Below are 22,804 nucleotides of genomic sequence, written 5' to 3' on the forward strand. Positions count from 1 at the left end.
CCGTACTTGGGAGGATCCATGCTCGTTGTCGCGATCATCGGGCTGGTCATGACCGCCGTCACACTGGTGCTCGCGACCCGCCGCGTGCTCTGGCTGAAGCGGCTTGCCACGGTAGGGCAGCCCGCCCCGGAGCGGGTGGAGTACGCGAAGGCGAACGTCGGCACCGAGATCAAGACGCAGCTCGTCGAGGTTCTGGGGCAGCGGAAGCTGTTGAAGTGGACGCCGTCGGGGGTCGCCCACGCCTTTGTCATGTGGGCCTTCATCATTCTCGCCACGGTCTATCTCGAGGCCTATGGCGTGCTGATTCAGGGGATGTTCACCGGCGAGGCGTACTTCCATATCCCGATCGTGGGGACCTGGCCGATCCTCGGGTTCCTTCAGGACTTTATCGCGGTCGCCTGTGTTCTCGGCCTCGTGGCTTTCGCCGTCATCCGGATTAGGAACTCGCCGAAGTCCCAGGGCCGTGATTCCCGCTTCTCCGGATCGCATCTGGGCGGCGCGTGGCTCGTGCTGTTCATGATCTTCAATGTGATCTGGACGATGTTCCTGTTTCGGGGTGCGGCTCTTAACAGCGGGAACTTTCCCTATCAATCCGGAGCTTTCGCCTCTGAGGTCACGGCGAAACTGCTGAAGCCGCTCGGGGTGCCCGCCAACGAACTGCTGGAGAAGATCGGCCTTCTTCTCCACATCGGCGTGATGCTCGTGTTCCTCATCATCGTGGTGCACTCCAAGCACATGCACATCTTCACCGCTCCGATCAACGTCCTCTTCTCCCGTCGGCCGGACGGGCTGGGAGCCGTACCGGAGATGCGCAGCGGCGGCAAGGTGCTCGACTTCGAGGAGGCCGACCCGGACGTCGACCTCTTCGGCCGGGGCAAGATCGAGGACTTCACCTGGAAGGGGTTCCTCGACTTCTACACCTGTACCGAATGCGGCCGATGCCAGTCCCAGTGCCCGGCCTGGAACACCGAGAAGCCGCTCTCGCCGAAGATGCTCGTACTCGACCTCAGGGATCACGCCTTCGCCAAGGCGCCGTACCTGCTCGCGAGTGAGGAGGAGCGGGCGAATCTGCCGGAGGCGGTGCTCAAGGAGGCGGAGAGGCCGCTCGTCGGCGAGGACGGGGTCATCCACCCGGACGTGCTCTGGTCCTGCACCAACTGCGGTGCCTGCGTCGAGCAGTGCCCGGTGGACATCGAGCACATCGATCACATCCTGGACATGCGGCGCTACCAGGTCATGATCGAGTCGAGCTTCCCCTCCGAGGCCGGCGTGATGCTGAAGAACCTGGAGAACAAGGGCAACCCCTGGGGGATGTCCGAGATGAAGCGCGCCGAGTGGATCGAGGAGCTCGACTTCGAGGTGCCGATCGTCGACGAGAAGATGCCGGCGGACATGGAGTACCTCTTCTGGGTCGGCTGCGCGGGTGCCCTGGAGGACCGGGCGAAGAAGACCACCAAGGCGATCGCGGAGCTGCTGCACATCGCCGGGGTGAGCTTCGGGGTGCTCGGCCCGATGGAGGCGTGTACGGGTGACCCGGCGCGGCGCCTCGGCATGGAGTTCCTCTTCAACATGCTCGCGCAGCAGAACATCGAGACCTTGAACGAAGCCGGGGTCAAGAAGATCGTCGCCAGCTGCCCGCACTGCTTCAACACCCTCGCGAACGAGTATCCCCAGCTCGGCGGGACCTACGAGGTCGTCCATCACACGCAGCTGCTGGCCAAATTGGTCGACGAAGGCAGGCTCACCCCGATCACCCCGATCGAGGAGAAGATCACCTATCACGACCCCTGCTTCCTCGGCCGGCACAACAAGGTCTACGCCCAGCCGCGGGACATCATGGCCAAGGTGCCCGGAGTGCAGACCCAGGAGATGCACCGGTGCAAGGACCGGGGATTCTGCTGCGGGGCCGGCGGCGCCAGGATGTGGATGGAGGAGCGGATCGGCAAGCGCATCAACACCGAGCGGATCGAGGAGGCGCTGGAGACCGATCCCGACACCGTTTCCACGGCGTGCCCCTTCTGTCTGGTCATGCTGGGTGACGCGATCAGCGAGAAGAAGAACTCCGGCGCGGCCAAGGAATCCCTTGAGGTGGTGGATGTCGCCCAGTTGCTCATCAAGTCGGTAAAGGGCGAGGCCGCCACGCCTTAACATCAGTGATCGCGGCTTAAGTCCCTCATGGGAACGCCATGGGGGACTTAACCCTGATCGACACGGTAAGTCCTCTCTACATAACGGCTAAATCACGGTAATCTTTTCGTCACGCGGCTCATTCAAGGGGGAGGGAGCTTGCCAGTGAGTCCAATCGTCACCGAGGCCGAGGTCGGACCCACTGATGTGCTCGCCATCCGGTTCGCCACCGCGGACCCCCTAGCAGGCGACCATGAGCTGGTGCTCCGGCACCGGAAGGCCGGACACGAGCGGCGGGTCCGGGCACAGATCCCGGAGACCGCGGTCCCGCTGACGTCGCTGGAGCTGACCCCGGGCCTGTGGGACGCCTATCTGAGCGGAGCCGCCGGGGAGATCCGCCTGATCAGCACCGATCCGGGTTTCTCCCTCGACCGGCTGGACTCGTACGCGCTGAGCAGCCGGACCCTCGGATTCCACGCCTACCGCACGATGGACGGCTACCTCGCGCTCAAGGTCCGCAAGCTGCTGGCCATGGCGGAGGTTCGCGCCGTCTGGCTGCGGGAACGCCGGTTCGAGGTCACCGGGCTCCTCGCCTACACCGGCCTTTCCGACGACGGGGTACGGCGAAACGCACGGTTGATCATGCAGCAGCGGGGAAGTGTCTCCTCGGTGGAGGTGGGTGCGACCGTCGAGGGGGTGCGTTTTCACGCGGCCATGTCGCTCTTCGGGCTGCTGAACCCCGGAAGCTGGGAGCCGTCGCTGGAGGTGGACGGGCTCGGCACCCCACTGAGACTGAGCGCCCGGATAGACGACGTGCTGAGCAAGCGCCGACGGCTGCAGTACCCCGCGGCGACGGTGGACGGGATGCGGATCCAGCCGTACTACGACACCCGCGATGACCTTTACGTCGGGGTGGAGGCGTGAAGATCTCACTGCTTCTCCCGACCGCCTACGGGCTGGGGGGAGGCGTCAGATCGGCGTTCAATCTCGCGGCTCGGCTGGCGGACGCCCACGAGGTCGAGATCGTCAGCGTCGAGCGGCACCGGGAGGTCCCGTTCCTTCCGCTGGATCCCCGGGTCCGGCTCCGCTCCCTGGTGGACACCCGCCCCGAGTCTGGGACGGCCGGTCCCATGTCGGTGGCCTTCGCCAGGCTCCCCCGGTTGATGCGGACCGATCTCGCCCTGTGGCGGTATCTTCGGACACCCCGGACGGACGTGCTCATCACGGGGCGCCCGTCGCTCAGCATCCTCGCGGCCAGGCATGCGCCACGACGGGTGATCAGGATCGCGCGGGAGCACACGCCTCCCGTCCCCGAGCGGGCCGGCGTGATCAAACGCCTCTACGCCGGGCTGGACGCGGTGGTCGCCGTCTCCGAGGTGGATCGAGGGGAGTATGCGAGCCTTTTGGCGGGCACCGGTGTCCGGATCCGCGCGATCGGCAATTCGCTCGCCCCAGGGAACCGGCCGCGCTCCCGGATGGACAACCGGATCGTCGCGGCGGCCGGTCGCTTTGTTCCGTCAAAGTCATACGACCGGCTAATTCATTCTTTTGCCATAGTCGTCGATAAACGCCCGGATTGGCGATTACGGTTATACGGCAGCGGCCCGGAGGAGAAGAGGCTGAGAAGCCTTGTCTACGACCGGGAACTACACAACAACGTCTATTTCATGGGCACCACCGCGGATATCGAAGGCGAATTCGCGAAGGCGTCGGTCGTCGCGGTCACCTCCCGCCGGGAGAGCGGGGCCATGTCGATAATCGAGGCTTTGGGGTGTGGGGTACCGGTGGTGAGCTTCGCCGGTTTGCGGGGTGTGGAGGAGATCGTGGAGTCCGAGTGGAATGGAATTTTGGTTCCCGAGGGGGAGGATGACGGGCAGGCTTTCGCGAACGCCCTGCTCGGGTTGATCGACGACGACGAGCAGCGGAAGAAGATGGGGGTATACGCGTTGGAGACGTCTGTTCGTTATGGTTCGCAGGTGATCGGCGCGTTCTGGGAGGAACTCATCGGCGAGTTGGGCGCCGGGCGGAGATCTTGACCTAGGTGATTTCCAGGGCTACCGGGTATCGAGGTGATTTGACGGTGTCCGGGCCGCTCAGGAGCTTCCGGCATACCCTCAGAGGGTATACTGTGGAGATATGAGAGGCTACACGGGAGACAAGCAGGAATACCTCACCCGGCTGCGGCGGATCGAGGGTCAGGTGCGCGGCCTGCAGCGGATGGTCGACGAGGACGTCTACTGCATCGACATCCTCACCCAGGTGTCGGCGGTGACCCGGGCGCTCCAGTCCGTCGCCCTGGGTCTTCTTGAGGATCACATCGGGCACTGCGTGACCGAGGCGGTGGGGACCGGTGGTCCCGAGGCGGAGGAGAAGGTCAAAGAGGCTTCGGCCGCCATCGCCCGCTTGGTTCGGTCCTAAGCGGTACGGTCAAGCATGATTTCCCGCGTAGTGGGGAACCACGCGGGATGGTAAATCATGGCTCTCGTGGGCTAGCCGATATCGCCCAACGAACTAGTCACGGCGGTCGCTAGAGACGCGCCGAGGTCTTCAAACCCAGCGCTTGATCAAGCTCTTCCAAGGTCAACTGTCGTGCGTTCACGGCGTTGACGGCGCTTAGGACCTCGGCATAGAGCACGATCTCATCCCATGCGACACGGTCGTGGACCCGAGAATCAAGATCATCGTGTCTCACCGCGTCGTCCTCTCCTTCCGCAGCCCACACCCACTTTTGAGGTTACGGTGTTAAGACAATGAGGAACATGGCCCGTCGGGACCATTCCGGTCCGCATCGCCCCCCTGATGGGCCATTTCCCGGATTTTGAGATCACAATTCAATGAAATCCGAAGTGGGCGGCTGGATCAGGCGCTATGCGTGTGCCCTTGTGAAATAGCGGCAAAGCCGTCTCAAGGTTATCCCGGCTCGGGTGGTGATCCAACGTAGCCGTGCATGGCCCAAATAGCCTAGCGGTGCCGGGGAAAAGCAGGGCACGCCCGCTTCTCCGCTCTTACCGGGACGGAGGGAGCGGGTCATCACGGTGATGGATGAGTTGCCGAACAAGAGCCGCCGATGTGGTGAAGCCCTGCTCGGGGACCGGGATCCCGGTAAGCCGGCACCACGCCAGGCTCGCCGCGTAACTCGCCCCGAGAACGGTGGCGGTGGCCTCTCTGCCCGGTGGCGACACGTGCGCGGGCAACGTGCCGTCCTGCGGCCAGCACCCGCGGAGCGGGTGCCCCGGCTGTTCGACGACCGCGCTCAGCGCGGCGCCCAGCTCCGGCTCCAGCCAGGTGGCGACGGGCGCGGCGAGGTCGGGCTTCACGGCGCAGATGTCGGCGCCGATCAGCGATATGGCCGCCAGCCGCGCCTCCAGGTAGCCGGCCACCCGCGGATCGGCGTAGGAGAGCGCCTGGGCGAGGTCGTACACCGAGTGGCGCAGATGCTCGCCGGGGGAGGTCTCCATACTCGTGGCGGGTGCCAGGTGCGGCGGGCACCGGGAGAGCCAGCCCCGCACCAGCGCCGGTTCCCCCTGCTCCGCCAGGTCGGCGTCGAGGTCCGGACGGGCGAGCGCCGGTCGCGCCATGGACAGGAGCGCCTCGGCCCGGGGGGAGAAACGCGGGTCCTCGCAGAGCACGGAGGCGGTCCGGACCATCGTCGTGAGCAGGAGGTGCGCGGCGTCCGCGTCGCCCGCGCGGAGCCGTCCGCCGTACAGTCCGGTGAGGGCGGTGAGCGGGATGGGCGGGAGGCGCCGGACCCATTCGTCCCCGGGCAGGGGGCGGGCGAGGAACTCGCCGAACATGGTGAGGAGGCGCTCGTTCCCGTCGAAGATGGGGGCGTAGGAGCACCACATGATCGTCCCCCAGACGGCCGCCACCGGGCTCGGCACGTCGTCGGCGAACATCGGCCAGCCGACCGGGAATCGGGCGCACTCGGTACGGCGGAGGTCGGTCAGCACGGCCCGGACGCCGTCGACGACCGGTGCGGGCACGTCGGGCCCGACGAACGCCTGGAACGAGCCCCGGCGGAAGGCGAAGTCAGGACCGGCGGGGACCAGGGCCGCGGGGACGGCCGGCGCGCTGCCGTACCGTCCGACCGCTCTGGCGGCGGTGCGGATCATCGGGGTCATCGGGGGAGGGCACAGATGCCAGCCCCCGTCCGCCGGGTGCCGGCGATACCAGCGGGCCAGGGTTCCGAAGAACCAGAAGGCGCCGTCGGGGAGGCAGAGCATATGGGGGGCGAGGGCGCGGGTCCGTACGGCCTGCGGGGTGTTCGTCCACTGGGGTGAGCGCACCGCCGCGAAGGTATGCCGCTCGACCGCGCTGAACGGATCCGTAACCCACGCCACACCGACATCGTAGATCCTGAATCTCAGCCCGCCGGTCGGGCCCCGCGATGCCGCTCCGCCTTGGCGATGTAGTTCTCGGGGGTGCGGGCGAAGGACTGCCGGTCGGCGTCGGTGAGCTCGCGGATCACCTTGCCCGGTACGCCCGCGACGAGGACGCCCGCGGGTATCTTCGCCCCCGGGGTGACGACGGCGCCGGCCGCGACGAGGGAGCCGGCCCCCACCCGGGCGCCGCCGAGCACGATGGCGCCGATCCCGATCAGGGCCCCGGTCTCGACGTGGGCACCGTGGACCATGGCCTTGTGGCCGAGGCTGACCCGGTCCTCCAGGATCGCGGGTTCGCGCGGGTCGGCGTGGAGGCAGCACAGATCCTGGATGTTGCACTCGGCCCCGACGACGATCTCCTCGTCGTCGCCGCGGAGGACAGAGCCGTACCAGACGTTGCTGGCCCGGCCCAGCCGTACCCGGCCGACGACGACGGCTCCCGGGGCGACCCACGCCTCGGGGTGGATCTCGGGCTCATCCTGACCGAGGGCGGCGATGTAGTTCATGGTCAGCATGGTGGCATACCGCTCCGGCGGCGGGTTTGGCACCCTTGCCGATAGCGGTACAGTCCTAAGCAATATGGGCAGCGGTGGTCCGGGAGGCTTTGGAGCTTGGCCAACAGTTGTGGCATTGTTCACTACTTGCCGCATCTTCGTCAGGCAGCCGGGTAGGGAACCTCGGATTGACACTCGTGTCGAGCCGGATTCACAGGGTGTGCCCGATTTTTCCGCTAGCACTCTGGCATTCCGGTTGCGGACGCGGGTGTATGCCTAGAAGAGTCGACCCCGACGTGTCCTTCCCCGCTCACACACAACCCCCAGGCAGTGCCCATGACGAACCAGCACGAGACGCTTTCTGACATGATGCGTGAAGACTCCTTCGAGGTCGTCATGCGTGGTTACAGCCGGCGTCAGGTAGACGACTACCTCATCCGTACCCGTAACCAGACTCGGGACCTCGAAGAGCGGCTCGCCCGCACGATCGAGCAGTCCGAGCAGAGCAGAATCGAACTGGCCGAGGCCAGGCGGCGCCTCTCCGAGGCTCCGCAGGACTACGACGAGCTGGGCCAGCGACTCAGCCAGATCCTCAAGCTCGGCGAGGAGGAGGCCGCGGCCAAACGGCAGACCGCCGACAACGAGGTGGCCGAACTCCGCAAGGAGGCCGCAGCCGAGGTCGACCAGCTGGTGAACTCCGCCCGCGAGCAGGCCGAGAAGATCATGAGCGCGGCGCAGCAGGAGGCCGAGCGCCGGGTGGCGGAGGCGACCGCCTCGGCCGAGCGCCTCCTCTCCCAGGCCGGTGCGGACGCGGAGGAGACACTGGCCACCGCGCGCGCCGAGGCCGAGGACACGGTGAACAACGCGCGGGCCGAGGCCGATCGGATGGTCACCAACGCCCGCCACGAGTCGGAGCGCCTGGTGACGACCGCGCGTTCGGAGTCGGACGCCATGATGACCGCCGCCGAGCGGCGCTCCACCGCGCTCGACGAGCACACGGGCCGCCGGGTCAACGCGCTCACCCGGACCCACGGGGAGGCGGTGCGCCGGCTGTCGGAGATCAGCTCCGTTCTCGTGGAACTGATGAGCCAGGACGCGAGCGCCGGCCCGCTGATCGTCGAGGAGCCCGACCCCATTCAGGTCGAGGCGGTCGCCGAAGAGCGCATGATCATGGACGATTCCGACGCGGACGAGACCCCCGACGACGTCGTGGCCCACGGGATCGTGCACGAGGACCACGACGAGCAGGGTTCGCCGCAGATCGCGATGGTCGACGAGGACACCCGTCGGCCGCATGAGAGCCGGGAGGAGGACGGGCTCCACGGCGGGCCGATGCAGGCGCACCGTGAGCTGTCGCCGGGATCCACCCGTCCCTGACGCCGGGGCCGAACCTCAAGGGTGCGATGGGCAAAGGGAGAGTCCGCGGCGGGTGACCGCGGGCTCTTCGCATCGGCCGGACAACCGGGTACCTTCCTCCTAGAACGCGATGCGGCCCTCTGGTGACGCCCGTTCTTGCAGGCCGGGTCCGGCCCTTGCGCTACTCAACCGGCGCTGGTAAGGGGAAGGGATGGTCGAGATGCACGGACTCCACACTCAGCGCGGCCGGCAGTCACCGCCGCCGGAAGGCGTCCGACGGTGAGGTTGCCGGCGGATTTTCTCAACGGATCCTTCCGCCACGGTCATCCGTGGGACCTGTACGCCGCCCTCCGCTGTGAGGAGCCGTTCGCCGAATGGCCCGAGCCCCGCTTCACCATCGTGAGCCGTTACGCCGACGTCAACACCATCGCCATGGACCCGGTCACGTTCTGCTCCGGCCTCGGCAGCACGCTGCCGGATCTCACCGGCGTGCTGCCCAAGCGGCCGACGATCACCCGTTCCGACCCGCCCGCGCACACCCGGCACCGCGAGCTCGTGGCCCGGGTCTTCCGCCCGTCCGTGATCCACCGGCTTGAGGAGGCGGTACGGCGGCGCGTGCGCGACGTGCTCGCCACCCTGGACCTCGGGAAGCCGGTGGACGTCGTCGACGCCTTGGTCGGGCCGCTGCCGATCCAGGTGATCTGCGAGTTTCTCGGCCTGCCCGGCGCGGACTGGCAGCGCTGTCTGCACTGGGCGCAGGCGTTCGTCCCCGGGGCGTCGCTGCTGTCCGAAGCGGAGCAGGAGGAGATGCGGACCGAGGCGGAGACGGCGCTGCTGTCGACGGTGGTGACCCGGCGCGCGGAGCCGGGGGAGGACATCATCTCCCGGCTGACGTCGATGGAGGCGGACGGAGACCGTCTCAACGACGTCGAGCTTCGGACGTTCATCATCCAGCTGCTCGTCGCGGGCGGGGAGACCACCCGGCACGCGATCTCCGGTGGGCTGGTCGCCTTCGCCCGGAACCCGCATCAGTGGCAGCGGATCCGGCAGAACCCCTTGCTGGTCTCCACGGCGGTCGAGGAGATCCTCCGCTGGACCAGCCCCGTGGTGTCGTCGGTGCGCACGGCCGTGCACAACACCTGTGTCGGCCCGCACCGCGTGGTGGAGGGCGAACGCCTCCTGCTCCTGTACGGCTGCGCGAACCGGGACATCGTCAGGTTCGGCCCATCGGCGGACGTCTTCGACGTCGGGCGGCCGGACCGGGGGAATCTCGCCTTCGGGTTCGGCCCGCACCTGTGCCTCGGCGCGTCGCTGGCCCGGTTGGAGATCAGGGTGCTTCTGGAGGAGCTTCTCGGGTGGTGTTCGGGGATCGAGCTGGACGGCGAGGTCGTCTGGAACGGCTCTCCTGTGGTGACCGGCCCCCGATCGGCCACCCTCGTCTTCACCGAGTAGGTTCTTCGTCCACCGCCTCGTCCTCGTCGCCGGTCGGGGGGAGCGTCGAAGCCGAACGCTCCCGTTGTACGGCGAGGCGCTCGGCGAGCCCGTCGGAATCGTCGGCGTCGATGGTCATGGCGCATCCGGCCTCCCGTTCGGCCGGTGTCAGCGGACGATGCCTCGTGGCCCACCAGCGGCCGGCATCACTCCGCCAGATGGTCCAGTCGGGATAGTCGTGGGCGATTTCAGTGAGGCGCTGGTCAGCGGACATTTCTCATCTTTCCCCATCCGAGGCATCTCTAGAGAGGATTCACCCTCCACTTGACCGCAGCTCGCCGACCAAAACAACGATCCCAGTGGACAGAGATCTGTAATCCGGCCGCATCAGGCGTCGAAGTCGTACTGCAGGACGTATGAGGCCGCGTCCATCGTCATGACGTTGAACTCGACCGCCCGGTCGCCCGCCGCGTACGCCGTACGGCACACCACGATCACCGGGGTCCCGGCCGGGAGGGAGAGGAGCGCGGCCTCGTCGGGGAGGGGCATCCGGGCCCGGACCTCCTCCTTGAACCGGACGGGTGCCACCCCCAGCTCACCGAGCCGGGCGTAGACCCCGCCGGGTCCGGTGTCCGGTTCGACCACGCGGGTGCCGTCCACCAGGCCGGCGGGGAAGTAGGTCGCGGCCAGCTGCACGGGGCGGCCGTCCACCGAGTAGCGGCGCCGCCGTACCCACACCTCGTCGGTGAGCAGGACGACCTCCGTCTCCTTGTCGGCCCGGATCCGCTCGACGCGCAGGACGTCCACGCTGTACGGGCGCTGGCGGACGTCGGCCTCCCACACGGCCTTGCCTTCGCCCCAGTGCGTCCGGGAGAGCCGGCGGGTGCCGTACCGGTGAATCGGGCGGAACGTTCGCACGTAGACGCCCGATCCTCGCCGGGGGACGGCAAGCCCTTCGTTGATCAGTACGGCCAAGGCCTGCCGTGCCGTCGCGCGGGCGACGCCGTACTCGTGCATGAGGTGGTTTTCGCCGGGTAGCCGGTCACCGTCCCGGTATTCGTCGTTGAGGATCGCGGTCCGTAGTTGATTTGCGATACGGCGATAGATGGGGGTCTCGTGAGGTACCGGGGGTTCCACCACTGCATATCACCCTCTGCCACACGGAGGTTCGGCGTCTTCTCCAGAGAACTTGTTCGCCTTGTCCACGATCGCACAGGGATTTGCGTAGGTCGCGTGCTTCTTTCGAGTGGATCGTGCCTATCTGGGCGTCTCCCATGATTGTTTTTGCCACGGAGGTCGGCTCCGTACACCCATTTGTGTGACTGACTATGCGTTTGGGGCGAAGAACTTCGCCAGGGACTTCGGATCCGGCGAGTCGGCGAGCAAGGCGAGCGCCTCGGGGACACGCCCCGGCGCGATCCGCAGCGGGGTACTGAAGAGCCGCGGCTCCGCTCCGGTCGCCAGAAGACGGCCGAGCAGGACGTCGCCGCGCGACACCCAGCCGGCGAGCGCCCCGTCGTTCACCGGTATCGGGTCGGTACCGTCCGGGACCGGTCGGATCTGCGCGGAATGCCCGTGGATGACGTGAACCACCTCGTAAAGGGCGAGGGGTGTCTGGCACCAGCGGCCGATCAAGGAGTGCTCGTCGAGGCGGAGCCACTCACCCCGCTCGCCGAGGAACTCCGCGGCTGTCCCCGCCTCGAACAGGGCGAGATCGACGCACGCGGACGCCGTACCGCCACCCGCGAGTTCGATGAGCGCGCCCAGCCGCTCGCGCCGGGTGGGCCGGCTCGCGTAGGCGACGAGCAGCGCGTGGAGCAGCGGAGCCCGACGGGGCAGCGCCCGTTCGCGTGGGGACAGGCAGCATTTCTTGTACTTCTGCCCGGAGCCGCAGGGACAGGGCTGGTTCCGGCCGGTCGTCGACACCGTGTGCGGCAGGAGCCCCTGCAACGCCGGGCGCAGGCCTTGCTCCGGCGTCAGACCGGCCCGCTGCAGCAGCGCGTCGGCCCGGACGGTCTCACCGCGGGTCGCGGCGAACTCGGCGGCGTCCAGGAGCGCGGGCACCAGCCCGGGCGCCAGGTCCAGCGACTCCTCGGTCAGCCGGAGGGCGTCGAGCGGCCGGGACCCGCCCAGCGCGGAGCGGGCGCCGAGGAAGACGGCGAGCCCCTGCTGGTCGCGGTCGGCGGCCGCGGCGAGCAGTGCTTTGAGCGTCTGTTCGGTCAGGGGCGCTGTCTCCACCTCGTCGGCGACCCGGTTCAGCACGGTGAGCGATTCCGGCAGGAGGCGGAGGGGGAGCGCGGGCTCGATGTTGGTCAGCAGCGCCCCACGGATCAGGGCGAACTTCACGATCTCCCCATTGGCGAGTCCGGCTGTCTCGGCGGGGCTTCGCGGCGCGCCGGGAAGGTGGACGTAGCCCGCGGAGAGCTCGAACTGTCCGGGCAGGAGCATCGAGGTCAGGGGTGGGAGCGGTTCGTCGAAGAGCCCGGGGTACTCCACCGCCAGGTCGGTGAGGACGTCCACGATGAGGGCTCCCGATCCGGTCCACGGATCTTCCGCGTAGCGGTGCAGCGCTTCCACCGCGGCCTCGCTGAACCGCTGGCCGACCGTGATGACCCGCGCGTCGAAGACGTCGGGGCGGGACCCGAGCTCGATCTCCAGCGCGCCGCCGCGCAGCCGGAACTCCAGGAGGTCGTCCGCCTCGAAGCCGGCCAGCCACCCCGAGGGACCGTGGAGCGCCGTCCCCCCGTCGAGAAGATCGCTGAACCGCCGGCACCGCACCCACCCCCCTTCGCGCAGAGGCAGGCCGTCGTCGGCGAGACGTGCCCACAGCGCGAGGTCGTCGTCTCCGGCCAGCACCCCCGTGGCCCGCTCGGTTTCGGTGAGCACATGCGTGAACACCGAGCCGTCGACGGTGGCGAGCAGATCCGCCCCCATCAATCCTCCCCTTCGCGCTCTCATTTCGGTCGTGGGCGGCGACCCGTGATCCGCACCGTTCGGGCCGGACCGGATCCACGCCGGGTGCCGCCCGCCGCCTTCCGTCTCCCGGCGGGGAGCCGGGGAGCCGATCCCGGAACGGTGTCCTGGGACGGTCTCCCGAGTGCGTGAACGGTCCGTGGATCGTCTGGGGGGCGGGTCGCGAGGATCCGTCGAGAACCATTACGGGTCATCACCGGAGTCCAGGGTGACATCTGGCCGGGGATTCGGGGTTTCTTCGGGGAAAATACCGGTCTGAAATACAGTGCGGGAGGTGTCCGGCTTATCCGGATTCAGTGGGACGACTCATCAGGCGGGGTACGCATGGGTCTCCGTCGCCTTCACCGAGACCCAGACCTGCTGGCCCGGGGTGAGCCCGAGCTCGGCCACCGCGACCGGGGTCACGTCCGCACCCACCCGGACCGGACCGTCCAGACTCACCCGGACCTGGTCGCCGTGCCGTTCGATATGGCTGATCCGGCCCTGCCAGAGGTTGCGCGGCGTCCCCTCCGGACGTTCCCGGTAAAGGGCGACGGCCGACGGGGGAAAGGCCACGAAGACCGGGCCCCGGTGGTGCTCGGTCACCCGGAGCACGATCCCGGACGGATCGAGCGTGACGGCCTGCCCGTCCGCGCTCCCCTGGTAGAGGTTGAGACCGACCAGCCTGGCGACGTAGTCCGTACGGGGATTCCCGGCCACCTCCGCCGGCGAACCCTGCTGCACGATGCCGCCGCCCTCGATGACCACCAGGCGGTCGGCGAGGACCATCGCCTCCAGCGGGTCGTGCGTGACCAGCACACACGTGCCCGCGAAACCGGCGAGACGGTGGCGGAGCTGAGCGCGGATCTCGACCCGGGTGTGCGCGTCCAGCGCGGAGAGCGGCTCGTCCAGCAGGAGCAGCCGGGGGTTCACCGCCAAGGCGCGGGCGAGCGCCACACGCTGGGCCTGGCCCCCGGACAGGGAGCGCGGCTTGGCGTGGGCGTACTCGGCGAGACCCATCTGCGCAAGCCAGCCCATGGCCGTACGGCGTGCCTGTTCCTTCCCCAGACCCTGGCATCGCGGGCCGAAAGCCACATTGTCCAAGGCGGACAGATGCGGAAAAAGCAGGTAATCCTGGAAGACCATCCCGATTGGCCGACGTTCTGGGCCTTTGTCGTGCAGGCTCTCACCGTCCAGGTCGATCCGGCCACGGGAGAGCGGCGTGAGACCGGCCAGGGCCCGCAGCGCCGTGGTCTTGCCGGCGCCGTTGGGGCCGAGCAGGGCGACGACCTCCCCCTGATCGACCTTGAGTTCGATGTCGAGCAGGAACCGGGGGCGTTCCACCACAAGATGGGCCTGAAGTGTCATGGGGAGTTCACCCACCGATCGCGCAGGCTCGCCAAGACGACCACCGAGACGACCAGGAGCACCAGGCTCAGCACGATCGCCGCCTCCGGGTCGCTCTCCAGCGCCAGATAGACCGCGAGCGGCATCGTCTGGGTCTGGCCGGGAAAGTTGCCGGCAAAGGTGATGGTCGCCCCGAATTCGCCCAGGGCCCTCGCCCAGCAGAGTACGGCGCCCGCGGTGATCCCCGGCGCCACCAAGGGGAGCGTGACCCGGCGGAAGACGGTCCACCGGGAGGCGCCGAGCGTCGCGGCCGCCTCCTCGTACCGCAGGTCCGCGGCGCGCAGCGCCCCCTCGACACTGATCACCAGGAACGGCATCGCGACGAAGGCCTCGGCCACCACCACCCCGGCCGTGGTGAACGGCAAGCTGAAGCCGAAGACCTGGTCGAGCCACTGCCCGACCAGGCCACGGCGGCCCAGGACGAGCAGGAGCGCGACCCCGCCCACGACAGGCGGGAGGACCAGCGGGACCGTCACCAGGGCGCGGACCAGCCGCCTGCCCGGGAAGGCGACCCGGGCCAGCAGCCAGGCGAGCGGAACGCCGAAGACGAGGCATGCCGCGGTGGCACAGGTCGCCGTGATCAGGGACAGTCTGAGCGCCTCAAGGACACCGGGCGCGGCCAGACGCTCCCCGAGCGTGGACCAGGGGGTGCGGACGAGCAGTCCCACCATGGGAAGTGCCAGGAAGACCAGCCCGATGAGCGCGGGCAGCACCAGGATCCACGGGATCCGCCCGGTGACCGGGTTGACGCTGCTCCGCCGAGGTGTCGCCATAGGTCAGGGAAGGTCGAAACCGACCCGGGTCAGGATGCTCCGCCCCTGCTCGGAGCGGACGAGGGCGACGAACTGCTTGGCGAGTTCCGGCTGCGGAGCCTTCGGGAGCACCGCGATGGGATAGTCGTTGATCGCCTGCGCCGACTCGGGGAACTCGATCCCGTCGACCTTGCCCGCCGCCGACTTCACGTCCGTACGGTAGACGAGGGCCGCGTCGACCTCACCGAGCTCCACCTTGGTCAGGGTGGCCTTGACGTCCTGCTCCAGGGTGACCGGCTTGACGGTGATACCGGCGGCCTTGAGCGCCTTCACCGCGGCCGCGCCACAGGGGACCTGCTCGGCGCAGAGCGCCACCTTCACCGAGGGGTCGGTGAGGTCCTTCAGCGATGTGATCTTGGCGGGGTTCCCCTTGGGGACCGCGATGATGAGGCTGTTCTTGACGAACACCTCAGGCGAGACATTCGGCACCTGGCCCATCGTGGCCGGGCTGGCCGCGGCGAAGACGTCCGCGGGAGCCCCCTGGACGATCTGCTGGGCGAGGGCCGAGCTGGCGGCGAAGTTGAACCGCACCGTGGTGCCGGCGTGCTCCTTCTCGAAGAGCTTGCCGATCTCGGTGAACGACTCGGTGAGCGAGGCGGCGGCGAACACCACGAGTTCCTTGTCGCCGCCTCCGCCTGAGCCGGCGTCGGAAGAGGAGCCACATCCGGCGAGGGCCACGGTGAGGACGAGGGCTGCCGCCGCTCCGATAAGACGTTTGATCAACGGGACTCCTTGCCTGGGGGGATCTCCACGACGACGTTGGTGGACTTGATCACTGCGAACGCCACGACCCCGACCTCAAGGCCGAGCTCGTCGGCGGCCTGCCGGCTCATCAGCGAGACCACGCGGAACGGGCCGGCGGCGATCTCCACTTGGGCCATCACCGTGTCCCGCACCACCTCGGTCACGATTCCGCGCAGGCGGTTGCGTGCCGAGGAGTGCCCCGAGCCGCTCTCCGCCCCGACCTGGGCCCGGGCGAACGCGGCGAGATCGGTGCCCGCCACGATCCGATGCCCGTGCTCGTCCCGGGTGGCGGGAAGACGTCCGGCGTCCACCCACCGGCGAATGGTGTCCGGGCTGACCCCGAGCAGCTCGGCCGCATCGCCGATCCGAAACATCGTCACGTATGGGAGCTTACTCACGCAGAATCAAGTTTCAATGGTGACCTAGGTTGGTAAATGCCCATATGTTTGGCTGATTGCCCTGGCATCTGTGATGAATGATCGACGCAGGCTCCTCCAGGGTCGACAGTTGATCGATGGCTACCGCTGACGCCTCACATAAGGGGATAAGTCGCGATCCTTGACAGCGCCGTGCGGCAAAGTGAGCGGACGTGCGTCACGAAGAGCCAGTAGCCTCCTTCCGTGGCACGTGACGAACGCGGAGTGACTCCGCAGAGCGAGGATTTCTCAGCCTGGTACAACGAGCTGGTCGTCAAGGCCAAGCTGGTGGATCGAGGCCCGGCCAAGGGCACGATGGTGATCCGACCGTATGGCTACGCGCTCTGGGAGCTGCTGCAGGCGGACCTCGACGCCAAGATCAAGGCGACGGGTCACCAGAACGCCTACTTCCCGATGCTGATCCCCGAGGGCTACCTGCGCCGGGAGGCCGAACACGTCGAGGGCTTCTCACCCGAGCTCGCGGTCGTCACCCACGCGGGCGGCAAGCAGCTGGATGAGCCTCTCGTCGTCCGGCCGACCTCGGAGACGATCATCGGCGAGATGATGGCCAAGTGGATCTCCTCGCACCGAGACCTCCCTCTCCTGCTCAACCAGTGGGCCAATGTGGTGCGCTGGGAGCTGCGGCCCCGCATGTTCCTGCGGACGACGGAGTTCCTGTGGCAGGAGGGCCACACCGCGCACGCCGACGAGGCCGACGCGATGGCCGAGACGATGCTCGCCCTGACGATGTATCAGGAAGTCGCCCGCGACCTCGCCGCGATCCCCGTCGTTCCAGGTGAGAAGACCCCGGGAGAGCGTTTCGCGGGGGCGAAGAAGACCTTCACGATCGAAGGCATGATGCGTGACGGGCGGGCGCTGCAGGCGGGCACATCCCACTACATGGGCACCAATTTCGCCCGCGCCTTCGAGATCGCCTACACCGGCGCGGACGGCAAAGCGGAGCTGTGTCACACCACCTCCTGGGGCATGTCCACCCGCATGATCGGCGGCGTCATCATGACGCACGGCGACGACAAAGGTCTCGTGCTGCCCCCGCGCCTGGCGCCGTACCAGGTGGTGATCGTCCCGATCGGGCGGGGCGAGACGGCGGCGGAGGCCGCCCGGGATCTTGCCGTACGGCTGCGCGGCGCCGGTCTGCGGGTCCACGTCGACGATCGGCCCCAGCTCTCGCCCGGGTTCCGGTTCAACGAGTGGGAGATGTGCGGCGTGCCGGTCCGATTGGAGCTCGGGCCGCGCGACCTGGAGGCGGGCACCGCGGTGATGGCCCGGCGCCTCGGCGAGGGCAAGGAGAGCATCCCGCTGGAGAACGCGCCGCAGATCGTCGCCGGTGTGCTGGAGGATTTCCAGGCGTTCCTGTTGCGGCGGGCCACCGAGTTCCGCGACCGTCGTACGGTCACGGTGCACTCGTGGGGCGAGTTCGCCGAGGCGGTCGCGACCGGATGGGCTCGAGCCTTCCACTGCGGCCAACCGTCCTGTGAGGACGAGATCAAGGCCGATACCGCGGCAACCCCGCGCTGCGTGCCGCTGGACGCCGAGGCGGGGTCCGGCCGGTGCGTCCGATGCGACACCCCATCCGAGTACGGCAAGCGCGTGATCTTCGGACGGGCCTACTGACCCGCTCGCCTGAGCCGGGTGTTCTCAAGGTCGGAATACGTGCCCAAGCCGGCTGTTGGTAGCCGGAGGCCTTGCCGCCTCGCCATGTCCAGGAAGGCGGTCCAGATCGACAGGGCCGGTCCGAAGCCGTGGAATGAGGTCAGGGCGAGTGCCTCGTCCAAGGGGGCCTCGTTCGTGAAGACGGCGGAGGAGGACTCCGCGGTCGGCCATTGGCGCGGGTTGGCCGAGCGTTCACAATCGAAGGCATGAGCGATGCGCCTCGCTACATCGGTACCCGGGCTCCCCGCCGGGAGGACGGCCGGCTCCTGACCGGGGAGGCGAACTACGTTCACAACGTCAGACCGCCCGGTACGGTGTACGCGGCGATGGTCCGGAGCCCGATCGCGCACGGCAGTCTGACCGGCTGCGACACCACGGCCGCCCGGAAGGCACCCGGGGTGCTCGACGTGATCGTCGCCGCGGACACCCAGGGGATACGGCTGCCGTGCACCACCCTCGCCCCCGGCCAGCCGGAGGTCTCCTATCCGGTGCTGGACGAGCGGATCAGGTACGCCGGGCAGCCCCTGGCCGTCGTGGTCGCCCGATCCCCGGAGGAGGCACAGGACGCGGCTCAGCTCCTCGGCTTCGACTTCGAGGAACTGCCCGCGGTGGTCGGGGTGGAGAACGCGATCGCCGAGGGGGCGCCGCTGCTCTACCCGGAGTGGGGGACCAATCTCGTCACCGACTTCGGGATCGGCGACTCGGACGCGGACTGCCGGGCCGCGGCGGACGGGTCGGCGCACATCGTGGAAATGACCTTCCGATTGGGCCGGGTGGGTCCCGCACCGATCGAGCCGAGGGGGATCGTGGCCTCCTGGGAGCAGGGTTCCCTATCCGTCTGGGCCTCCACGCAGTCCCCCCATGTCGTACGGGACGAGGCCGCCGACGCGCTCGGCCTCGGCTACGACCAGGTCCGGGTGTACGGGTGCGACGTCGGGGGAGGCTTCGGCGGGAAGGAACACCTCTATCCCGACGAACTGCTGGTCTGCCTCGCGAGCAAGCGGCTGAAGCGGCCGGTGAAATGGACGGAGTCGCGGAGCGAGCACTTCACCGCGATGCTGCCCGCTCGGGACGCCGTACACCGGGCGTTCCTCGCCCTCGATTCCACAGGCAGCTTTATCTCGATTTATGCCGATATTTTGGGCGATCTTGGGGGGCATCCCTCGAATGTGGGGATCTCACCGTTTGCGGTGAGTGCGGTAAGCCTTCCGGGCCTCTACCGTTTCCCGTACGCCGGGGCGCGGATCCGGGCGGCGGTGACCACGACCACGCCCACCGGCTCGTACCGCGGGTTCGGCCAGCCCGAGGCCACCTGGGTGCGGGAACGACTTGTCGACGAGGCGGCGCGGCGCCTCGGCCTCGACCCGGTCGAACTCCGGCTGCGGAACCTCGTTCGCTCTGACGAGATGCCCCATCGCACCCGCGTCCACCAGAACTACGACTCCGGCGACTACCCCTCCGCGTTTCGCCTGCTGCGCGAAATGACCACGGGCTGGTCCGGCCACTCGGCCGACGGGCGGCGCCGGGGCATCGGCTACGCCTCCCACGTGGAGATCACCGGCCTGGGCCCGTCCGCGGAGCTGAGGTACGCAGGCATTCAGGCCGGCGGCTTCGAGACCGCGATCGTGCGGATGGAGCCGGACGCCTCGGTCGTCGTCGCCGCCGGGGTCGTCGGCATGGGCCAGGGTATCGAGACCACCCTCGCCCAGCTCGCCGCCGATCAGGTGGGCGTACGGCTGGAGCGGGTACGCGTCCTCCTCGGCGACACCGCGATCTCGCCGTACTCGCCCGTCGGCTCCATCGCCAGCCGCTCCCTCGTCGTCGGCGGGGGAGCGCTGATCCAGGCGTCCGAACGGCTCCGGGAGAAGCTGATCGCCGTCGCCGCGCATCAGCTGGAGGTCTCACCCGACGACCTGGAGCTCGTGGCGGACGCCGTACAAGTCAAAGGGGATCCCGGCGCACGCCGTACCTTCCCTGAGATCGCGAAGTCGGCGTGGCGCGGCTGGGACCTCCCCGAAGACATGCCGCCCGGGCTGGAGGAACGGGTCGCCTACGATCCCACCCAGTACACGTATTCGTACGGCGTGCACGCGGCAGCGGTCGCCGTCGACGTCGAGACCGGCGCCGTCGAGGTGGAGGGGTATTGGCTGGTCTACGACGCGGGGGTCGTGGTCAACCCGGCGATCGTGGAAGGCCAGCTGCGCGGCGGCATCGCCCAGGGGATCGGCATGGCGCTGACCGAAGAGATCGTCTACTCCGCCGACGGACAGCCGATAGGCACCGGTTTCTCGGATTATCTTCCGCCGACCGCGCGGGAGACACCGGATGTCGACCTCAGCCTGCTGTGTACGCCTTCCCCCATCACGCCGGGCGGGATGAAAGGCGTGGGGGAGGGCGGAACGGTCGGGCCTCCCGCCGCGATCGGCAACGCGATCGCGGCAGCCGTACCCGAGATCGCCGAACTGATCACCCGGACTCCGATGACCCCCGCCGCCGTCTGGTCGGCCCTCCGGGAAATTGATTTGCGATCACAGTGATGTCCATGTTTGAGTGCTTTGGAACACTAGTCATGGGAGGGGGGATGTTGATGCCCGCGGGCACCGAGGCCGCTGTCGCGTGTCCTCGAACGGATCAGCACCCCGCCGGTACCCGCCGAGGGTGATCTTTCGCATGCTGATCTGACCTTCGTGTGCGCCCGACAGCACAGGTGACCACGCACATCAACCGTCACCCCGAAGGTAGGTCCTCCGTGTCGCGCAACCGCACCCGGAACCGGACAAGCTCATTCCGCTGTCTCAACTGCCGCCTCGACGTCTCCATGGACGCCCCCGGCACAGCACACCGCAACCACTGCCCCACCTGCCTGTGGAGCAGACACCTCGACAACACCCCCGGCGACCGCGCCGCCGACTGCGACGCGTCGATGGCACCCATCGCCATCCAGGTACGCCCCAACGGCGAATGGGCGATCGTCCACCGCTGCAACGCCTGCGGCACCCTCGACGCCAACCGCATCGCCGGCGACGACAACCCGCTCAGCCTGATGCGGCTCGCCGTCGCCCCACTGGCCCAGCCGCCGTTCCCCATGGACTGGCTGGCCCGGCTGTAACCCGTGGCCTCGGGAACCTTTCCCGAGGCCACACCGTCCATACAGATACGTGCGAAGGCACAACGACCAGGGTCCGCTAGAGTTACCTGGGCGGATCACAACCAGGTCCGCCCACGGCAGGCGCACCGGCCCCTACCCTCACCCGATAGCCAGTCGCGGCGAAGGAGTCAGGCTCGGTATCCTGCGTCGTGCGGGGTGTTAGCTCAATTGGCAGAGCTGCGGACTTTTAATCCGTAGGTTCTGGGTTCGAGTCCCAGGCGCCCCACCTCATTGAACTGGGCAGACTCCCCGTCTTCATGATCGGGAAATCTGCCCAGTTGCATTCTCCGTTGCAGTTCGCCTGTCAGCCGTCCAGCAGCGCTCGCCCCATCCGTGCCGCCGCCTCAACGGCAAGCGTCTCAGTGACATGGGTGTAGCGCTTGGTCGTGGTCAACTGGGAGTGCCCAAGGATTGCCTGAATCACCCGGATGTCCACCCCCAGCTCCAGGAGCAGCGTTGCAGCGGTATGCCGCGCGTCGTGTACCCGGGCATCCTTCTCCACCTCGGCCAGTTCGAGAATCGTCTTCCACTCGTCCCAATCGTCGCCGGGATCGATGGGGTTGCCGTACGCGGTGCACCAGACCAGATCCCAGTCATTCCACTTCTCCCCAGCCGCCTCACGTTCGAGCCGCTGTGCTTCCTTGTGGAGTTTCAGGAGCCCCACCAAGGGTGGTGGTAGGGCGATGGTGCGTCTTGCCTTCCCCTTCGGCCTGACGAACGTCCACCCTCCGACACGACCCGGACATGCCTTCGCGTGCTTGGCGCAGTCAGACGGGCAGATGACCGGACACTTTCCCTGGTGTTGGGTGCAGTTCTTGCGGCATGCGACGAGGCAGTGATGCCGCCGACCGGATGTGCGCTTGGCTTTGGGGCATTCCTTCGGGCAGGGGTAGCGGTGCAGCCGAGCCCCGCAGGCGTGGGGGTCTGCGCAGCCGTGCCGGTACCGGAGACGCTTCAGTTGCCAGAAGACCCGGACCGTTCCCTTGACCAGGTCCACGTACTTCCACCGCAGCCCGAGCGACTCGGCTTGCCGGAGCCCCAGGGCGAGCGCCACGGACCAACGCGTGCCGTTCCGGCGTTCCTTGACCAGATCGAGGATGTCTTGGGCTTCATCCCGCGATAGCGGCTCAATCTCCGACTCTTCACCGGGGGGAGCGTCGATCATCCCGCAGACGTTGCGCGCGATCAGCTCACGCCGTACAGCGATCTTGAGAGCGCGTGACAGGATCCGATGGATTTGCAAGATCGTATTCAGGGCAAGGCCCTCTTTGGCCAAACCGGCGTAGAAGGGGTCCAGATGTTCGGGTCGAAGCCGATCGAGCCGATGAGCCCCAAGCCGTGGGATGATCCACCGCTCGACCTTGGGCCGGTAGGTGCTGTCAAGCGTCAGCTGACTCACACGTAGTGGCGCGATCTCATCCAGGTACGTTCGCATCCACTCCCGGACGGTCGGCACCTTGCCCGGCTTGGTGGTCTTCCCCGAATCCCGCTCCTTCTCCAGCTCTCGAACCTTCGCGGTGACTTCGGTTTCTGTCTTGCCCTCACGATGCCGACGATCAGGTGTGCCGTCGTCCTTGAGCCCCATCGTGACCCAGCCGTGCCACTTACCGTCACTGCCGAGGTAGATCGAGGATCGATTATTGGGCTTCCTGCCTGCCATCAGGCCGCCTCATCCCGGATCAGTCCCGCCTTGGTCTCCAGGGCACGGGCGAACTCGCGCAGCGCCCACCCCGGAACGAGACGGTAGCCGTCTTCCTTGACCGACTTGAGTTCGCCGGTCTTGATCAACCGGAAGACCGCCGTACGGCTGACACCGAGCATGAGCGCGGCATCCTTGGGCCGGTAGAACAGTTGCTCCATG

Annotated in this window: 20 protein-coding genes and 1 tRNA gene; 10 read left to right on the forward strand and 11 right to left on the reverse strand. The window is 67.8% G+C overall.

Features of this window, described 5'->3' with window-relative positions; genetic code table 11:
* Positions 1-18: 18 nt before the first annotated feature.
* From RUR_RS36525 to RUR_RS36540, 4 genes are all read left to right on the forward strand, one after another.
* A complete protein-coding gene (locus RUR_RS36525) occupies positions 19-2,148 on the forward strand; it encodes a heterodisulfide reductase-related iron-sulfur binding cluster (protein ID WP_283139804.1) in 2,130 nt (709 codons plus the stop codon).
* A gap of 144 nt (positions 2,149-2,292) precedes the next feature.
* Entirely contained in the window at positions 2,293-3,051 is a 759-nt protein-coding gene (locus RUR_RS36530) for a hypothetical protein (protein WP_283139805.1), read from the forward strand.
* Positions 3,048-4,163 carry a glycosyltransferase gene (locus RUR_RS36535; RefSeq protein ID WP_283139806.1) on the forward strand — a complete coding sequence of 372 codons (1,116 nt, stop codon included), beginning with the start codon at positions 3,048-3,050 and terminating at the stop codon, positions 4,161-4,163. The genes RUR_RS36530 and RUR_RS36535 overlap by 4 nt, the downstream gene beginning before the upstream one ends.
* Before the next feature lie 100 nt (positions 4,164-4,263).
* Positions 4,264-4,545 carry a metal-sensitive transcriptional regulator gene (locus tag RUR_RS36540; RefSeq protein WP_283139807.1) on the forward strand — a complete coding sequence of 94 codons (282 nt, stop codon included), beginning with the start codon at positions 4,264-4,266 and terminating at the stop codon, positions 4,543-4,545.
* 587 nt (positions 4,546-5,132) lie between these two features.
* Here RUR_RS36540 and RUR_RS36545 read toward each other — a convergent pair.
* Together RUR_RS36545 and RUR_RS36550 are read right to left on the reverse strand one after the other, a co-directional pair.
* The gene (locus tag RUR_RS36545) at positions 5,133-6,467 is read right to left on the reverse strand and encodes a hypothetical protein (protein ID WP_283139808.1); all 1,335 of its coding nucleotides are present in this window, start codon (positions 6,465-6,467) and stop codon (positions 5,133-5,135) included.
* A gap of 23 nt (positions 6,468-6,490) precedes the next feature.
* Positions 6,491-7,015, reverse strand: coding sequence for a gamma carbonic anhydrase family protein (locus tag RUR_RS36550; RefSeq protein WP_283139809.1), 525 nt, complete (start codon positions 7,013-7,015; stop codon positions 6,491-6,493).
* 324 nt (positions 7,016-7,339) lie between these two features.
* Between RUR_RS36550 and RUR_RS36555 the strand changes: the two genes are divergently transcribed.
* Positions 7,340-8,380, forward strand: coding sequence for a hypothetical protein (locus tag RUR_RS36555; RefSeq protein WP_283139810.1), 1,041 nt, complete (start codon positions 7,340-7,342; stop codon positions 8,378-8,380).
* 258 nt (positions 8,381-8,638) lie between these two features.
* Positions 8,639-9,811: a cytochrome P450 gene (locus RUR_RS36560; protein WP_283139811.1), complete on the forward strand. Its 1,173-nt coding sequence runs from the start codon at positions 8,639-8,641 to the stop codon at positions 9,809-9,811.
* On the opposite strand, the gene RUR_RS36565 is transcribed toward RUR_RS36560, so the two are convergent.
* The 7 genes from RUR_RS36565 to RUR_RS36595 form a co-directional block, all read right to left on the reverse strand.
* On the reverse strand, positions 9,801-10,064 hold the full coding sequence (locus RUR_RS36565; protein WP_283139812.1) for a hypothetical protein: 264 nt from the start codon (positions 10,062-10,064) through the stop codon (positions 9,801-9,803). The two genes, RUR_RS36560 and RUR_RS36565, sit on opposite strands and share 11 nt — an antisense overlap.
* Before the next feature lie 113 nt (positions 10,065-10,177).
* On the reverse strand, positions 10,178-10,930 hold the full coding sequence (locus RUR_RS36570) for a GntR family transcriptional regulator (protein ID WP_283139813.1): 753 nt from the start codon (positions 10,928-10,930) through the stop codon (positions 10,178-10,180).
* 186 nt (positions 10,931-11,116) lie between these two features.
* Complete coding sequence (locus RUR_RS36575) at positions 11,117-12,724, reverse strand: SEC-C metal-binding domain-containing protein (protein WP_283139814.1); 1,608 nt, start codon at positions 12,722-12,724, stop codon at positions 11,117-11,119.
* Positions 12,725-13,072: 348 nt separating this feature from the next.
* Positions 13,073-14,110 carry an ABC transporter ATP-binding protein gene (locus RUR_RS36580; protein ID WP_283139815.1) on the reverse strand — a complete coding sequence of 346 codons (1,038 nt, stop codon included), beginning with the start codon at positions 14,108-14,110 and terminating at the stop codon, positions 13,073-13,075.
* Positions 14,107-14,922 carry an ABC transporter permease gene (locus RUR_RS36585; RefSeq protein ID WP_283139816.1) on the reverse strand — a complete coding sequence of 272 codons (816 nt, stop codon included), beginning with the start codon at positions 14,920-14,922 and terminating at the stop codon, positions 14,107-14,109. The genes RUR_RS36580 and RUR_RS36585 overlap by 4 nt, the downstream gene beginning before the upstream one ends.
* A 3-nt stretch (positions 14,923-14,925) precedes the next feature.
* Positions 14,926-15,684 carry a molybdate ABC transporter substrate-binding protein gene (gene modA / locus RUR_RS36590; RefSeq protein ID WP_346349099.1) on the reverse strand — a complete coding sequence of 253 codons (759 nt, stop codon included), beginning with the start codon at positions 15,682-15,684 and terminating at the stop codon, positions 14,926-14,928.
* Positions 15,681-16,079: a TOBE domain-containing protein gene (locus tag RUR_RS36595; protein ID WP_428847064.1), complete on the reverse strand. Its 399-nt coding sequence runs from the start codon at positions 16,077-16,079 to the stop codon at positions 15,681-15,683. The genes modA and RUR_RS36595 overlap by 4 nt, the downstream gene beginning before the upstream one ends.
* Before the next feature lie 246 nt (positions 16,080-16,325).
* Between RUR_RS36595 and proS the strand changes: the two genes are divergently transcribed.
* The 4 genes from proS to RUR_RS36615 all read left to right on the forward strand — a co-directional run bounded on the left by proS (position 16,326) and on the right by RUR_RS36615 (position 21,169).
* The gene (gene proS / locus RUR_RS36600) at positions 16,326-17,756 is read left to right on the forward strand and encodes a proline--tRNA ligase (protein WP_283139818.1); all 1,431 of its coding nucleotides are present in this window, start codon (positions 16,326-16,328) and stop codon (positions 17,754-17,756) included.
* Between the two features lie 245 nt (positions 17,757-18,001).
* A complete protein-coding gene (locus RUR_RS36605; protein WP_283139819.1) occupies positions 18,002-20,332 on the forward strand; it encodes a xanthine dehydrogenase family protein molybdopterin-binding subunit in 2,331 nt (776 codons plus the stop codon).
* A 212-nt stretch (positions 20,333-20,544) separates the two neighbouring features.
* A complete protein-coding gene (locus RUR_RS36610; RefSeq protein ID WP_283139820.1) occupies positions 20,545-20,904 on the forward strand; it encodes an RNHCP domain-containing protein in 360 nt (119 codons plus the stop codon).
* A gap of 192 nt (positions 20,905-21,096) precedes the next feature.
* Positions 21,097-21,169: transfer RNA gene (locus RUR_RS36615), tRNA-Lys, on the forward strand.
* Between the two features lie 78 nt (positions 21,170-21,247).
* Here RUR_RS36615 and RUR_RS36620 read toward each other — a convergent pair.
* The gene (locus RUR_RS36620) at positions 21,248-22,603 is read right to left on the reverse strand and encodes a tyrosine-type recombinase/integrase (RefSeq protein ID WP_283139821.1); all 1,356 of its coding nucleotides are present in this window, start codon (positions 22,601-22,603) and stop codon (positions 21,248-21,250) included.
* Positions 22,603-22,803, reverse strand: coding sequence for a helix-turn-helix domain-containing protein (locus tag RUR_RS36625; RefSeq protein WP_283139822.1), 201 nt, complete (start codon positions 22,801-22,803; stop codon positions 22,603-22,605). The genes RUR_RS36620 and RUR_RS36625 overlap by 1 nt, the downstream gene beginning before the upstream one ends.
* Between the last annotated feature and the right edge of the window lies 1 nt (position 22,804).

Source organism: Rhizohabitans arisaemae (assembly GCF_025996515.1).
Classification (GTDB): Bacteria; Actinomycetota; Actinomycetes; order Streptosporangiales; family Streptosporangiaceae; genus Rhizohabitans; species Rhizohabitans arisaemae.

What these genes read in the sequence shown, in the direction of transcription:
- RUR_RS36525 (WP_283139804.1), top strand. Translation starts at nt 19, where the DNA reads ATGCTCGTTGTCGCGATCATCGGGCTGGTCATGACCGCCGTCACACTG.
- RUR_RS36540 (WP_283139807.1), top strand. Translation starts at nt 4,264, where the DNA reads ATGAGAGGCTACACGGGAGACAAGCAGGAATACCTCACCCGGCTGCGG.
- RUR_RS36550 (WP_283139809.1), bottom strand. Translation starts at nt 7,015, where the DNA reads ATGAACTACATCGCCGCCCTCGGTCAGGATGAGCCCGAGATCCACCCC.
- RUR_RS36555 (WP_283139810.1), top strand. Translation starts at nt 7,340, where the DNA reads ATGACGAACCAGCACGAGACGCTTTCTGACATGATGCGTGAAGACTCC.
- RUR_RS36565 (WP_283139812.1), bottom strand. Translation starts at nt 10,064, where the DNA reads ATGTCCGCTGACCAGCGCCTCACTGAAATCGCCCACGACTATCCCGAC.
- RUR_RS36575 (WP_283139814.1), bottom strand. Translation starts at nt 12,724, where the DNA reads ATGGGGGCGGATCTGCTCGCCACCGTCGACGGCTCGGTGTTCACGCAT.
- RUR_RS36580 (WP_283139815.1), bottom strand. Translation starts at nt 14,110, where the DNA reads ATGACACTTCAGGCCCATCTTGTGGTGGAACGCCCCCGGTTCCTGCTC.
- RUR_RS36585 (WP_283139816.1), bottom strand. Translation starts at nt 14,922, where the DNA reads ATGGCGACACCTCGGCGGAGCAGCGTCAACCCGGTCACCGGGCGGATC.
- RUR_RS36595 (WP_428847064.1), bottom strand. Translation starts at nt 16,079, where the DNA reads ATGTTTCGGATCGGCGATGCGGCCGAGCTGCTCGGGGTCAGCCCGGAC.
- RUR_RS36605 (WP_283139819.1), top strand. Translation starts at nt 18,002, where the DNA reads ATGAGCGATGCGCCTCGCTACATCGGTACCCGGGCTCCCCGCCGGGAG.
- RUR_RS36620 (WP_283139821.1), bottom strand. Translation starts at nt 22,603, where the DNA reads ATGGCAGGCAGGAAGCCCAATAATCGATCCTCGATCTACCTCGGCAGT.
- RUR_RS36625 (WP_283139822.1), bottom strand. Translation starts at nt 22,803, where the DNA reads ATGGAGCAACTGTTCTACCGGCCCAAGGATGCCGCGCTCATGCTCGGT.